Source organism: Flavobacterium sp. HNIBRBA15423, assembly GCF_052655965.1.
The window spans coordinates 1,949,787-1,962,942 of record NZ_CP199751.1 but is presented as its reverse complement, the minus strand read 5'-3'; the positions used below and the strand labels follow the sequence as shown (position 1 = coordinate 1,962,942).

The following is a 13,156-nucleotide window of genomic DNA, read 5'->3' as shown; positions in this document are numbered from 1 at the left end:
TAATTAGTGAAGAGTGATAGTAATTAGTTACTAATTTTAATTAAATAATTCAGTTTTTCTAATGCTTTTCCACTAGCTAAACTTTCTTGTGCTTTTGCTAAAGCATCTTCAAAACTATTTTTTTCAACAGTTTGAATTGCAATTGCTGCATTAACACAAACAACATTATTTTGTTCTTCTGAACCATTTCCAGAAATTACATTATAGAATATTTTAGCAGCTTCATCAATAGTATTTCCTCCTTTTATTTTTTCCAATTGGACGTGAGGTAGATGAAAATCTTTTGGTTTTAAAATGTTTTCAGATGTATTGGTGATGATTTTTACATCATCGGTTAGTGAAACTTCATCAAAACCACTTAGGCCATGTAAAATGCTATAATTTGTTGAAGTGTTTTGGTACAAATAAACATACATTCGAGCTAATTCTAAACTAAAAACACCTACCATTTGGTTTTTAGGAAATGAAGGATTTACCATTGGTCCTAACATATTGAAAAATGTTTTAACGCCTAATTCTTTTCGAATTGGACCTACATTTTTCATTGCTGGATGAAATAAAGGTGCGTGTAAGATTGCTATATTAGTTTCTTCAATGGATTTGGTTAAAAAATCAATATCATTGGTAAATTTTACACCCATTTTTTCCATTACGTTACTTGAACCAGAGATGGATGAAACTCCGTAATTACCATGTTTTGCCACTTTTATTCCAGCTCCAGCTACAATAAAAGAAGCTAAAGTTGAAATATTGAAAGTGTCTTTTCCATCACCACCAGTTCCACACAAATCTATTGTGTCGTAAGCTGAAAAATCAATAGGAATGCATAATTCCAACAAAGCTTCTCTAAAACCAGTAAGTTCTTCAATAGTAATACTTCTCATCATATAAACAGTTAGAAAAGCTGCTATTTGACTTTGATTGTAATTTCCTGATGATATGTTGACTAATACTTCTTTGGCTTCTGCTTTTGAAAGTATTTCGTGATTAATTAATCTGTTTAATATTGTTTTCATAGTTGTTTTTAGTAATTAGTGAAAAGGAATTAGTGTTTGATAAACTAATTTTTAAGCCAATTTTCTAATATTTTTTTACCATTTGGAGTTAAGACACTCTCTGGATGATATTGAACTCCTCTCACATCATAAACACTATGTTTCATAGACATAATTTGACCATTTTCATCAATGGAAGTTATTATTAATTCTTTAGGGAGATTTTCATTGGCAACCACCCAAGAATGATAACGACCCACTGTTGTTTCTTTAGGTAATTCGTTAAAAATGAAATCATCTTCAATTTGAATTACTTTTGTAGCAACACCATGATAGACTTTATCTAAATTAGTTAGTTTACTTCCGAAAACTTCTCCAATAGCTTGTAAACCTAGACAAACACCAAAAATACTTTTTGTAGGAGCATATTTTTTAATCACTGCTTTTAATAGACCTGCTTCATCTGGAATACCAGGACCAGGAGATAATAAAATTTTATCAAATTTTTCTAACTCTTCTAACTCGAATTCATCGTTGCGAAAAACGGTAACTTCTGCATTTAAATCTTCTAAATAATGCACTAAATTATAAGTAAAACTGTCGTAATTATCAATGACTACTATTTTCATGTTTTTTTTAAATTTCAATATCAAAATCAATATTAACTTTCTTTATTATTAAATGCAAATTTTAATTTCTCAAACCAATTTTCATGTTTATTGTAATTGGTATTTTTAAATTATTTCGGCTAAATCTAATGCTTTTTGTAGAGCACTTAATTTATTGTAAACTTCTTGTGTTTCATTCTCTTCTGAAGAATCGGATATAATTCCTGCACCAGCTTGAAAATGTAAAGTATGGTTTTTGCTTAGAAAACTTCTTATCATAATGGCATGGTTAAAATTACCTTCAAAATCCATAAACCCAATTGCTCCACCGTAAAAACTTCTGTTTGTTTTCTCTATAGATTCAATTAATTCCATGGCTTTGTATTTTGGTGCACCACATAAAGTTCCTGCGGGAAAGGTTTTGGCAACTAATTCCATAAAAGGATGATTGGCTTTTAATTTTCCAGTTACTTTTGAAACTAAATGGATAACGTGGGAGAAGAATTGTACTTCTTTGTATTTTTCGACCTTAACTTCGTTACAGCTTCTGCTTAAATCATTGCGAGCTAGATCTACTAACATAACGTGTTCGCTATTTTCTTTAATGTCTTCAGTTAATTTTTTGGCTAATTCTGCATCTTTTTCATCGTTTCCTGTTCGTCTAAATGTTCCAGCTATTGGATGGATTTCTGCATGATTGTTTTTGATAACTAATTGTGCTTCGGGTGAAGATCCAAATATTTTAAAATTTCCATAATCAAAATAGAATAGGTAAGGAGAAGGATTAACACTTCTTAAGGCACGATAAACGTTAAATTCATCTCCTTTAAATGCTTGAGAAAAGCGTCTGGATAAAACTAGTTGGAATACATCACCTCGTTGACAATGTTTTTTGGCTAAAGTGACATAGTTGCTAAAATCGGAATCAGTTAAATTTGAAATTACTTCTCCTGACTTTGTAAACGTAAAAGAAGCAAAATTTTTTGCTTGTAACAATTGTTCAATTTCAGCTGTATTGTTTCTGTCATCATAAGCATGACAAAAGATATAGGCTTCATTTTTGAAATGATTGATAGCAATAATATTTTGGTAAACCGCATAAAAAATTTCTGGTATTTTATTTTCAGAAGATTTCTGAGCAATTTTTATTGTATCGAAATAACGAATCGCATCATAAGCAATATATCCAAAAAGACCTTGAGTGATAAATTTAAAACTATTTTCATCTGTTTTAAATTGTTTTGAAAATTGTTCTATTTCATTAGTTACATTAACAGTAGTATCAATAGGAATAATTTCAGAATACCCATCAGGGAATAGAGTTTCAATTTTTTGATTTTCTACTTTTATGGAAGCAATTGGGTTAAAACATACATAAGAAAAACTGTTGTCATTGCCGTGATAATCACTACTTTCTAGTAAGATACTGTTTGGGAATTTATCTCTAATTTTTAAATAAACACTCACAGGAGTAATAGTATCTGCTAATATTTGTTTAAAATTTGTTTTTAGTTTGTAAGTTTTCATTGTTATGCTCTCAATTTAATAGATTTTTAAAATAAAAAAAGGCTTGTCGTGATTGACAAGCCTTTTCTATGTATTGTGATTTTTAAATTATACTATAGGAGGATTTGCTCACGACGATTGACGTAAGTTACTCCACCACCAAATATTATTTAAATATGTTTTCATAATTCTAATATTGGGACAAATGTATTAAAATATTTTTTTTAAATCCAAATAATTTTAGAAATAAAATTATTTATTAGCTAAATATTATAACATATTCATTTAAAAAAAATAATTTGACAATTCTAACTTTGTCATAATTTAATTTTAATTCGTAAAGTTACATAAATAAAATGTTTCTAAAAGGTCAAAAAAAAGCCCAAAAAATAATTTTGGGCTTTCTCTTTTTCATAGCAATTGATTTATTATTAGAAACTTAAAGTAACATCTAATTCAAATTCGTCATAAATTGTTTTGTCACCTAAGTTGTCGAAGAATGAGCCAGAACCATATTTAATATCATATTTTGCTCTATCTACGATTAATTTTGTAGTTGCAGTATCTTTGTTTACAGTAATATCAAAAACAATAGGATTTGTTTTTCCTTTAATTTCTAAATCTGCTGTTACTGTATATACATTATTACCTTTGTCTGCAATAGTTTTGAATACTAAAGTTGCTGTTGGGAATTTTTCAACTCCAAAAAAATCTTCAGATTTTAAATGACCATCTAATTTATCTTTATATTCTCCAGAAAGATCAGTTGTGTTGATTGAAGTCATATCAACTTTAAAGTTTCCTCCAGCTAATTTTTTTCCTTTGAAGACTAAAGCTCCTTCTTGTAAGTTGATTGTTCCGTTATGTTGACCAGTAACCTTTTTACCTAACCATTCAATTTTACTTTTTTCAACATTTACCTTTTTTGTTTGTGCATTCACAGAGAATGAAACTAAAGTAATTAATGCAACTGCAATCGTTTTTAAATTTTTCATCTTTTTGTTTTTAAAATTTTATAATTAAAGTGTAATAAATAATTCTTCGTTTGGTTTGCGAACCTTAGTATAATGTTGGGTAACATCTTCTTCATGACGATATCCAACAGCAGCTACTAAAGAGGCGTTTAATCCTAATGCATTTAATCCTAATATTTCGTTATATTTTGCAGGTTCAAAACCTTCCATAGGAGTTACATCAATTTTTAATTCAGCAGCAGCATTTAATAAATTGCCCAATGCCAAATAAGTTTGTTTTGATGACCAATTAGATTTTGAATCTAAAGGAAGGGTCATAATTTTTGATTTCATGAAATCACTATAAGGCTTTAAATTTTCAATATTTAATCTTCTTGTTTGAGCCATATTAGCTATATAATCATCTATTTGTTTTTCATTTAAATCTACAATATTTGCAAATACTAATAAATGAGAAGCATCAACAATTTGAGTTTGTCCCCAAGATGCAGGTTGTAATTGTGCTCTTAATTCTGGATTTTCAATAATAAAAACTTGATAAGGCTGTAATCCATAAGATGAGGCACTTAAGCTAATAGCTTTTTTTAAAGTTTCAAAATCATTATTTGATATTTTTTTTGTTGCATCAAATTTTTTTGTTGCATATCTCCAATTCTGGTTTTCAATAAAGGTATTCATATTAATTTTCTCTAATTTTCTCTAATAAATAATTTAATTGTTCTAATTCACTTTCTGAGAATTTTTTTGTTATTCCATCCTCATAATTTTCAATCAATGGATCTAATTCTCTAAGTATATCTAATCCTTTTTGTGTAATGTTTACTTCAATCTTTCTTCTATTATTTGGACAAATATTGCGCTCAACCATATCTTTTAGTAATAACTTATCTATTAATCTTGTAGTATTACTATTTTTGGTAATCATGCGATCTTGTATATCTTGCATGTTTATAGGTTTTCCTTTTTGACCTCTTAGTATGCGTAATACATTGTATTGCTCACCAGAGAGATCAAATGTTTTTAAAATTTCGTTAAATTTATCGCCTACATAGTTTTTTGTAAATGCTAAGTTTAGCACCACTTTTTTTGTAATGCTTAATTTAACAGTACTCTTTATTTCGTCTTCTATTCTCATTTGTATTTACAAAATTTGTATGTACAAATGTATTACTTTTTTTTATTTGTATATACAAGTGTTTGTTAAAATTTTATTAAATTTATGTTAGCTGTTTTTAGAATTATTACTTTTAGCTAGTTATGAAGAGATTAGTATTTATAGTTTTGGTGTTTGTGAGTTCGTTTACATTTGCTCAGCAAAAAAAAGAACCTATTAAAGTATATGAACAAGATGGAATTAGAGTTGAATCGTTCAATTATAATGGGTTTGAAACTTTTTTAAAACAAAAAGACGATACAATTTACATCATCAATTTTTGGGCGACTTGGTGTGCACCTTGTATAAAAGAATTACCTTATTTTGAAGAGATTGGTAAAAAATACAAAGATAAGAATGTAAAAGTACTATTAGTTAGTCTAGATTTTCCTAAAAAAGTGGAGTCAAGTTTACTTCCATTCATAAAGAGAAAAAAATTAGAATCAAATGTTATTCATCTAGATGATCCAGATGCCAATTCTTGGATAGAAAAAGTTAATAAGGAATGGAGTGGAGCAATTCCTGCAACCCTTATTTATAAGAATGAAGATTCTTTTTTCTATGAAAAATCATTTACTTATGATGAGCTCGAAGAAGTTTTAAAATTAATAATAAACAAATAAATAGTATGAAAGTTTTTAAAGTGGTTTTGAGTGTTTTAGTATTTGGACTAGTTAGTGCATTTACAGTTAATAAAGTTGTTACTTCTGGTTATGAAGTAGGAGATAAGGCAACAGATTTTAAATTAAAGAATGTGGATGATAAAATGGTTTCCTTAAGTGATTATAAAGATGTTAAAGGGTATATCGTTATTTTCACTTGTAACCATTGTCCGTATGCAGTTGCTTATGAAGACAGAATTATTGCTTTAGATAAAAAATATAAAAAATTAGGTTATCCAGTTATAGCAATTAATCCTAATAATCCTGAAGTTCAAGAAAAAGATAGTTTTGATTTAATGAAAGTAAGAGCGAAAGAAAAAGGGTTTACTTTTCCTTATTTGTTTGATGAAGGTCAGAAAATTTATCCTCAATATGGAGCTACAAAAACACCACATGTTTACGTATTGGAAAAAACTAAAAAAGACAATATTGTAAAATATATAGGAGCAATAGATGATAATCATTCTGATGAGAGTGCTGTAAAAGTAAAATATGTAGAAAATGCAGTTGATGCTCTATTGAAAAATAAAGAAGTTTCAGTAAAAGTCACAAAAGCTATTGGATGTTCCATTAAAGCATAGTATTTTTGAAGCAAATTATAGGATATGAATTTAGAGCAACAACAATGGTGGAGCCAATTTTTAACTGATGAAAAAGGAATGATTTTAGATGTTAGAACTGAAGATGAGTTTAACAGAGGTAAAATTCCTAATGCAATTAATATTGATATTTTTAAAGGACAAGGTTTTATTTACGCTTTAGAAGAATTGGACAAAACCAAAAATTATTACGTGTATTGTGCAGCAGGATCAAGAAGTGCTAATGCTTGCAACATTATGAAAGAATTAGATTTTGCTAACGCATATAATTTAATTGGTGGGATTTCTGAATGGGAAGGACCTATTGAAACTGAATAAGAATTAAATGGTATTTAAAAATCCGAGTTAAATTTAAATTTAACTCGGATTTTTTTATTATAATTTTTTGCTATAAGTTCTTCTTCTTTTGGTAATTTTTGTATTAAAATGCTTCCATAAATTATGAATAGCACTGTTCTCTTCTAATTCAGGAGTTCTTACACAAGTTTTTATTCCTTTAGCTTCACAAACTTTATAATATTCTTCAAATATAATACCTGTAACTCCTTTGCTTTGATATTCTGGTGTTACACCTATTAAATAGAAAACAGCTTCTTTAGAATGCTTTCTAGCTTGTAATAAGTGATAGAAACCAAATGGGAAAAGTTTACCTTTTGCTTTTTGAAGTGCTTCACTAAAACCAGGCATAACTATAGCAAAAGCTACCATTTTATTATCTTTATCTACAATGAATTTAATAAATTCTGGATTTATGAAACTAATATATTTTTTCTTAAAATACTCTTTCTGAATACTATTTATAGCAACAAAGGATTGTAGTTTAGAGTAAGTTTCGTTAAATAAATCAAACATTTCATCAACATAAGGCATAATGTCTTTAGTTTTTGTAAAGTTTAATGCTCTTAATTGATAACGCTGTTGAACCAATTTACTTATTTTATTAAAAGGAGTAGGATCTATATTTGTAAAAGAAAAAGAACTTTCTATATATTCTTTTTCTTTTACAAGACCTAATTTTTCAAAATGATCTTTATAATAGGGCATACTATACCAAGTTACCATATTTCCCATTTCTTCAAACCCTTCAACAAGTACACCAACTTTGTCTAAATTTGAAAAACCTATTGGCCCTTCAACCATTTCTAAGTTATGCTTGTTACCTAATTCATATACTTTATTTAGTAAAGCTTTGGTTACCTCAATATCATCGATTACATCAAACCAACCAAAACGAACTTTATTTTTATTTAATATGTTGACCTCATCCCAATTGATTATAGCTGCAATTTTGCCCACAATTTTATTGTTTTTGTAGGCTAAATAGAAATGTGCTTCAGCTGATTGAAACGCAGGGTTTTTAGTTTTATCAAAAGTTTCTAATTCTTCAGCAATTATGGGTGGAACCCAATATGGATTTCCTTTGTACAATTCAAAAGAGAATAAAATATAATCTTTAAGTTCCTTTTTAGTTTCAGCTTTTTTTATTGTTATCATTTTATTCTATTTCAACTTCGTCTTTACGTTTTCTCTTTTCCTTTTCAGCTTTTTTCTTCATTTTTTTATCCGTTTTACTGCCTTTATCCTTTTCTATTTTTACTTCTTTATAATTAGCATCAAAACGCCATGAAAAACCAGCTCCAGCAGTAAATAATGAAGGACTATCTTTAATATTTTTCCCTACAGAAGCATCTACTTGCATTCTATTATTAATTAAATAAGCAGCTCCTAGTCTAAAAACCCCATCTGAATAATAATCACCATTGTAACCTTGATTTTCGATAAAACCAGACCATTTTTCATTAAATCCTCGTGTTAATGTAATTACATAATTAATAGAAGAAAAATCGGAAGAAATTTTATCATACATTACATTGGTTACAAAAACCCAACGAGAACCAAAATGATTTTGAGCGATAAGCATTACTTTTGGATTAACTGTTGGTTCTTTAATTAATGGAGGTGCATAATTAAAAGGATTATCTGAAAAATTTAAATTGACACCAGCATAAACAGCTACAGCAGGAACAAATTGTCTCCAATTGAAACGATGATTGGCTTTCCAGCTATACAAATTAGGTTTAACTTCATAATTTTTAAAAGGGTCATAAATTAAATATTTAGCACCTATTAATGTTTTCTTTAAGGCAGAACGATTTTCACTTACTAAGCTAGAGTTATATTGGTCGTTTTGATATTGAAGCTCGGCTATAAACTCTAATTCTTCAAAGAATAAACCCCAACGTAAATCAAGTTCCGCAATAAGTCCGTTAGCATCATATTTTAATGCAGCATGATCTTCATTTTGAAAATTTAAACCAGTTTCAACTTGAATAATCGATTTACCAACTGAGAAAGCCATCATAGATTTTCCTGGACGATTAGAATTAATTTCGTCTGTAAATTGGGCATAATGAGCTTGGTATACAAAGAAAAATAATAAGAATAAACATTTAGTGTATTTCATCTTGCTAATATTTAGGTCAAAAATAGTATTTTTATAATAATTTTAAGAAACATTACTATGCTTTTATCTACTAATAAACGTAATTTTGAATTTTAAATTTGATTAGAATGGAAACAGCCTCTTTTACAGGTTTTATAAAAACGTTAGCTTATATAGTTTTATTTTGGTATTTATTGAAATTTTTGTTTCGAATTTTTGCTCCTGTTTTAATGAGAGGTGCTATGAATAAAATGCAACAAAAAATGCAGAATCAAATGAATAGTCAATTTGGACAACAAAATACTTATAAAGATCAAAATACAAATTCTCAAAAGTCAAATACTAAACAAATGCCTACAGAGAAAAAGAAAGTAGGAGAGTATGTAGATTTTGAAGAGATAGACTAAGGTTTTAAAAATAACTATAATAGTTGTTCTAAAGGATATTATTGCAATATCCTTTTTTTATTTACCTTAGCGTTTTATTTAGATATATATTTTACCAATGAAAAAAATACAGCCTTTCTTTCCTCATTTCCTTGCCATAATAGGATTTATTTTAGTAGCAATTATTTATTTTTATCCTGTTTTAGAAGGTAAAAAAATATATCAATCTGATATTGCTCAGTACACAGGAATGGCAAAAGAACAAAACGATTTTAGAAAGGAGAATGATGCTGAACCCTATTGGACAAATAGCGCTTTTGGAGGAATGCCTACCTATCAATTAGGAGCTTATTATCCACATAATTATGTAAAAAAATTGGATTCAGTTTTACGTTTTTTACCTAGACCAGCTGATTATTTGTTTTTATATTTTCTGGGTTTTTATATTTTATTAATGGTTTTAAAAATCGATCCTTTAAAAGCATTTTTTGGAGCTTTAGCTTTTGGTTTTTCAACATATTTAATTATAATTCTAGGAGTAGGTCATAATGCAAAAGCTCATGCAATTGCTTATATGCCTATGGTTTTAGCAGGAGTTTTGTTGGTTTTTCAACGAAAATATGTTCTGGGCGGAATTTTGACTATGATTGCAGCGGCTTTGGAAATTCAAGCCAATCACTTTCAAATGACTTACTACTTATTGATTTTATTAGTAATTGTAAGTGGTTTTTATTTGTATCAATTCATTAAAGAAAAAGCTTTTAAACATTTAGGAAAAGTTTTTGGAGTTTTTGCTATTGCAGGTTTGTTAGCTATTGGAGCAAATGCAACAAATTTATTAGCTACGTCTGAATATGCTAAATTTTCAACTCGAAATAAAAGTGAATTAACTTTTGACGAAAAAGGTTCACCTAAAACGGATACTAATGCTATGAGCTATGAATATATAACTGAGTATAGTTATGGCAAAGCAGAAAGTTTAAATTTAATTGCACCACGATTATTTGGAGGATCTAATCATGAAGATTTAGGAGTTGATTCGGAAATGTATAGCTTTATAACTCAAAAAGGTGTGCCTCCACATGAAGCAGTCGGAATTGTAAAACAAATGCCTACATATTGGGGTGATCAGCCTATAGTTGCAGCACCAGCTTATATTGGGATAGTTGTTTTTTTCTTTTTTGTATTGGCTTTATTTATTTCAGATAATAAAAAAATAAAATATGCTTTATTAACAGGTGCTATTGTTTCTTTATTCCTTTCTTGGGGTAAAAATCTTTCTTTTTTAACCGATTTTTTTATTGATTTTGTTCCAATGTACAACAAGTTTAGAGCAGTTTCCTCTATTCAAGTTATTTTGGAGTTATGTATTCCTGCTTTAGCGATTTTAGGGTTTTACCAATTTTTTAAAGTTGAAGATAAAAAAGTACAATGGAATTATCTTTGGAAAGCAGCCGTTATCGTTTTTGGATTTTTGGCAATTTTATTTGTATTCAAAGGAGCATTTGATTTTGTAGGAGGAAATGATAATTATTATGCTCAAAATTATGGACCTGAGTTTATTAGTGCTTTAAAGGAAGATAGAATGTCCTTGTATACCAAAGATATTTTGCGTTCTATGGGTTATGTGATAGCTGTTTTTGGTATTTTATTTTTATATAATAAAGGAACTCTTAAGACGACTAGAGCAGTTGTTTTAATTGGTTTATTAATGTGCGCAGATTTGGTTTCAATTGACAAAAATTATGTAAGTAAAGATGATTTTGTTTCAGCAAGAGAAATGGAAGAGCCTTTCCAAGCCACACAAGCTGATTTGATGATTCTTAAAGACACCACACATTTTAGAGTTTTTGAAGTGGATGGGCAAATGAGTAGTGCAAGAAGTTCTTATTTTCATAAGTCAATAGGAGGTTATCATGCTGCTAAACCAAGAAAAATGCAGCAATTATTTGATTACCAAATAGCAAAAAATAATGTCAATGTTTTAAATATGTTGAATGTAAAATACATTATTCAAACTGGAGAAGATGGAAGTCCTGTAGCCTTAGTAAATCCTGCTGCTAATGGAAATGCTTGGTTTGTAGAAGAAATAAAACTTGTCAATTCAGCAGATGAAGAAATGAAAGCTTTAGATAGTTTAGATACTAAAAATATAGCAGTAATTAATTCTCAAGTAAATGATGTAAAAGGTTCTATTTCTAAAGACTCAATGTCAACGATTGAATTAAAATCATATAAACCTAATTATTTGAAATATACTTCTAATAATACAAATGATGGTTTTTCAGTTTTTTCTGAAATGTATTATAAAAATGGTTGGAAAGCATTTATAGATGGAAAAGAAACTGAAATATATAATGTGAATTATGTTTTGCGTGGCTTACAAATTCCTGCTGGAAAGCACACAATAGAATTCAAATTTGAGCCAGAGGTTGTTAAAACTGGAGGCACAATAGCATTACTATGTTCAATTGGAATGTTATTTTTGATTATGGGTGGTATTTATTTTGAAAATAAAAGAAAACAAAATTAAATCTTCAAAGAAAATAGTAATTATTTCATACTATTGGCCACCTGCTGGTGGACCAGGAGTGCAACGTTGGTTAAAATTTGTAAAGTACTTACCCGATTTTGGAATTCAACCTCATGTTTATGTGCCAGAAAATCCAACCTATCCTTTAGTTGATCAAAAATTAGAAAAAGAAGTTTCTGATAAAGCCATTATTGTAAAAAAGAAAATTTTTGAGCCTTATGGTTTGGCTTCTATTTTTTCGAAAAAGAGAGCTAAAAAAATTAGTTCAGGAATAATTCCTAATCAAAAAAAGCAGACTTTTGTAGAAAAAATAATGCTTTGGATTAGAGGAAATGTTTTCATTCCAGATGCTAGGGTTTTTTGGGTAAAACCATCTGTAAAATTTTTAAAAAAATATCTTCAAGAAAATCAGATTGATACAGTAATTACTACTGGACCACCTCATAGTTTGCATCTTATTGGTTTACAACTCAAAAAGGAACTGACAATTCATTGGATAACTGATTTTCGTGATCCTTGGACCACTATTGGCTATCACAAACAATTAAAACTAAGTAATTGGGCTTCCAAAAGACATAAAAAGCTTGAAAAAGAAGTATTAAATAAGTGTGACAAGATTATTGTAACCTCTGAAAACACTAAAAAAGAATTTGAAGCTATTTCTACCCAACCTATTGAAGTAATTACAAATGGATATGATGTGGAAAAAATTACTAAAATGCCTATGGATTCTAAATTTACTTTGGCACATATTGGTTCCTTTTTATCAGAGCGAAATCCACAAATCTTATGGCAATCTTTATCAGAATTAATTGGAGAAAATCAAGTTTTTGCAGAAGTTTTTCAATTGAAGTTAATAGGAGCAGTGAGTAATGAAGTTTTAGAAAGTATGGCTAATTATGATTTGTCCCCATATGTAAATCATTTAGGATATATATCGCATGAAGAAGCTTTACAAGAACAAAGAAGCTCCCAAGTATTATTACTTGTTGAAATAGATTCTGAAGAAACAAAATGTATCATTCCAGGTAAATTGTTTGAATATATGGTTTCAGAAAGGCCTATTTTAGCTATTGGACCAAATTCAACTGATTTTGAAAAAATTATTAAAGAAACTAATTCAGGGTCATTTTTTAATTATCATGAAAAAGAAGCTTTAAAAGACCAAATTTTAAAGTATTTTAATTTGTATTTAGAGAATAATTTAAAAGCATTTCCTGTTGGTTTACAACAATATAGTAGAAAAAGTTTAACAGAGAAGTTAGCTATGCTAGTCACTAATCACTAATCACTATTT

14 protein-coding genes are annotated in these 13,156 nt (G+C 28.5%); 6 read left to right on the top strand and 8 right to left on the bottom strand.

The genetic code is table 11. The features are described 5' to 3' along the window. Positions 1-23 precede the first annotated feature (23 nt). The 6 genes from trpD to ACULEV_RS08840 all read right to left on the bottom strand — a co-directional run bounded on the left by trpD (position 24) and on the right by ACULEV_RS08840 (position 5,218). Positions 24-1,016, bottom strand: a complete 993-nt coding sequence (trpD, locus tag ACULEV_RS08865; protein WP_445458312.1) for an anthranilate phosphoribosyltransferase — start codon at positions 1,014-1,016, stop codon at positions 24-26. Positions 1,017-1,060: 44 nt separating this feature from the next. Continuing rightward, on the bottom strand, positions 1,061-1,624 hold the full coding sequence (locus ACULEV_RS08860; protein WP_445458311.1) for an anthranilate synthase component II: 564 nt from the start codon (positions 1,622-1,624) through the stop codon (positions 1,061-1,063). A gap of 105 nt (positions 1,625-1,729) precedes the next feature. Then, positions 1,730-3,130, bottom strand: a complete 1,401-nt coding sequence (locus tag ACULEV_RS08855) for an anthranilate synthase component I family protein (RefSeq protein WP_445458310.1) — start codon at positions 3,128-3,130, stop codon at positions 1,730-1,732. Between the two features lie 410 nt (positions 3,131-3,540). After that, complete coding sequence (locus ACULEV_RS08850) at positions 3,541-4,104, bottom strand: YceI family protein (protein ID WP_445458309.1); 564 nt, start codon at positions 4,102-4,104, stop codon at positions 3,541-3,543. Positions 4,105-4,128: 24 nt separating this feature from the next. Then, the gene (locus ACULEV_RS08845) at positions 4,129-4,761 is read right to left on the bottom strand and encodes an NAD(P)H-dependent oxidoreductase (protein WP_445458308.1); all 633 of its coding nucleotides are present in this window, start codon (positions 4,759-4,761) and stop codon (positions 4,129-4,131) included. Between the two features lies 1 nt (position 4,762). Then, positions 4,763-5,218 carry a MarR family winged helix-turn-helix transcriptional regulator gene (locus ACULEV_RS08840; protein WP_445458307.1) on the bottom strand — a complete coding sequence of 152 codons (456 nt, stop codon included), beginning with the start codon at positions 5,216-5,218 and terminating at the stop codon, positions 4,763-4,765. Between the two features lie 122 nt (positions 5,219-5,340). Between ACULEV_RS08840 and ACULEV_RS08835 the strand changes: the two genes are divergently transcribed. Genes ACULEV_RS08835 through ACULEV_RS08825 form a run of 3 tightly spaced genes read left to right on the top strand, consistent with a single transcriptional unit; the run spans position 5,341 to position 6,815 of the window. Continuing rightward, complete coding sequence (locus ACULEV_RS08835) at positions 5,341-5,859, top strand: TlpA family protein disulfide reductase (protein WP_445458306.1); 519 nt, start codon at positions 5,341-5,343, stop codon at positions 5,857-5,859. A gap of 5 nt (positions 5,860-5,864) precedes the next feature. Further along, positions 5,865-6,479: a thioredoxin family protein gene (locus tag ACULEV_RS08830; protein WP_445458305.1), complete on the top strand. Its 615-nt coding sequence runs from the start codon at positions 5,865-5,867 to the stop codon at positions 6,477-6,479. A gap of 24 nt (positions 6,480-6,503) precedes the next feature. After that, entirely contained in the window at positions 6,504-6,815 is a 312-nt protein-coding gene (locus tag ACULEV_RS08825) for a rhodanese-like domain-containing protein (protein ID WP_445458304.1), read from the top strand. Positions 6,816-6,872: 57 nt separating this feature from the next. Here ACULEV_RS08825 and ACULEV_RS08820 read toward each other — a convergent pair whose 3' ends face one another. Together ACULEV_RS08820 and ACULEV_RS08815 are read right to left on the bottom strand one after the other, a co-directional pair. Continuing rightward, on the bottom strand, positions 6,873-7,991 hold the full coding sequence (locus tag ACULEV_RS08820) for a GTP cyclohydrolase (RefSeq protein WP_445458303.1): 1,119 nt from the start codon (positions 7,989-7,991) through the stop codon (positions 6,873-6,875). Between the two features lies 1 nt (position 7,992). After that, a complete protein-coding gene (locus tag ACULEV_RS08815; protein ID WP_445458302.1) occupies positions 7,993-8,961 on the bottom strand; it encodes a transporter in 969 nt (322 codons plus the stop codon). A 107-nt stretch (positions 8,962-9,068) separates the two neighbouring features. On the opposite strand from ACULEV_RS08815, the gene ACULEV_RS08810 reads away from it, so the two are divergent. The 3 genes from ACULEV_RS08810 to ACULEV_RS08800 all read left to right on the top strand — a co-directional run bounded on the left by ACULEV_RS08810 (position 9,069) and on the right by ACULEV_RS08800 (position 13,147). Next, entirely contained in the window at positions 9,069-9,347 is a 279-nt protein-coding gene (locus tag ACULEV_RS08810; protein ID WP_445458301.1) for a DUF4834 family protein, read from the top strand. 97 nt (positions 9,348-9,444) lie between these two features. Beyond that, positions 9,445-11,859, top strand: coding sequence for a YfhO family protein (locus ACULEV_RS08805; RefSeq protein WP_445458300.1), 2,415 nt, complete (start codon positions 9,445-9,447; stop codon positions 11,857-11,859). Beyond that, a complete protein-coding gene (locus ACULEV_RS08800; RefSeq protein WP_445458299.1) occupies positions 11,834-13,147 on the top strand; it encodes a glycosyltransferase family 4 protein in 1,314 nt (437 codons plus the stop codon). The genes ACULEV_RS08805 and ACULEV_RS08800 overlap by 26 nt, the downstream gene beginning before the upstream one ends. The last annotated feature ends 9 nt before the right edge of the window (positions 13,148-13,156 follow it).

Coding starts and splice junctions, on each gene's coding strand:
- trpD (WP_445458312.1), bottom strand. CDS start 1,016: ATGAAAACAATATTAAACAGATTAATTAATCACGAAATACTTTCAAAA.
- ACULEV_RS08860 (WP_445458311.1), bottom strand. CDS start 1,624: ATGAAAATAGTAGTCATTGATAATTACGACAGTTTTACTTATAATTTA.
- ACULEV_RS08855 (WP_445458310.1), bottom strand. CDS start 3,130: ATGAAAACTTACAAACTAAAAACAAATTTTAAACAAATATTAGCAGAT.
- ACULEV_RS08850 (WP_445458309.1), bottom strand. CDS start 4,104: ATGAAAAATTTAAAAACGATTGCAGTTGCATTAATTACTTTAGTTTCA.
- ACULEV_RS08845 (WP_445458308.1), bottom strand. CDS start 4,761: ATGAATACCTTTATTGAAAACCAGAATTGGAGATATGCAACAAAAAAA.
- ACULEV_RS08840 (WP_445458307.1), bottom strand. CDS start 5,218: ATGAGAATAGAAGACGAAATAAAGAGTACTGTTAAATTAAGCATTACA.
- ACULEV_RS08835 (WP_445458306.1), top strand. CDS start 5,341: ATGAAGAGATTAGTATTTATAGTTTTGGTGTTTGTGAGTTCGTTTACA.
- ACULEV_RS08830 (WP_445458305.1), top strand. CDS start 5,865: ATGAAAGTTTTTAAAGTGGTTTTGAGTGTTTTAGTATTTGGACTAGTT.
- ACULEV_RS08825 (WP_445458304.1), top strand. CDS start 6,504: ATGAATTTAGAGCAACAACAATGGTGGAGCCAATTTTTAACTGATGAA.
- ACULEV_RS08820 (WP_445458303.1), bottom strand. CDS start 7,991: ATGATAACAATAAAAAAAGCTGAAACTAAAAAGGAACTTAAAGATTAT.
- ACULEV_RS08815 (WP_445458302.1), bottom strand. CDS start 8,961: ATGAAATACACTAAATGTTTATTCTTATTATTTTTCTTTGTATACCAA.
- ACULEV_RS08810 (WP_445458301.1), top strand. CDS start 9,069: ATGGAAACAGCCTCTTTTACAGGTTTTATAAAAACGTTAGCTTATATA.
- ACULEV_RS08805 (WP_445458300.1), top strand. CDS start 9,445: ATGAAAAAAATACAGCCTTTCTTTCCTCATTTCCTTGCCATAATAGGA.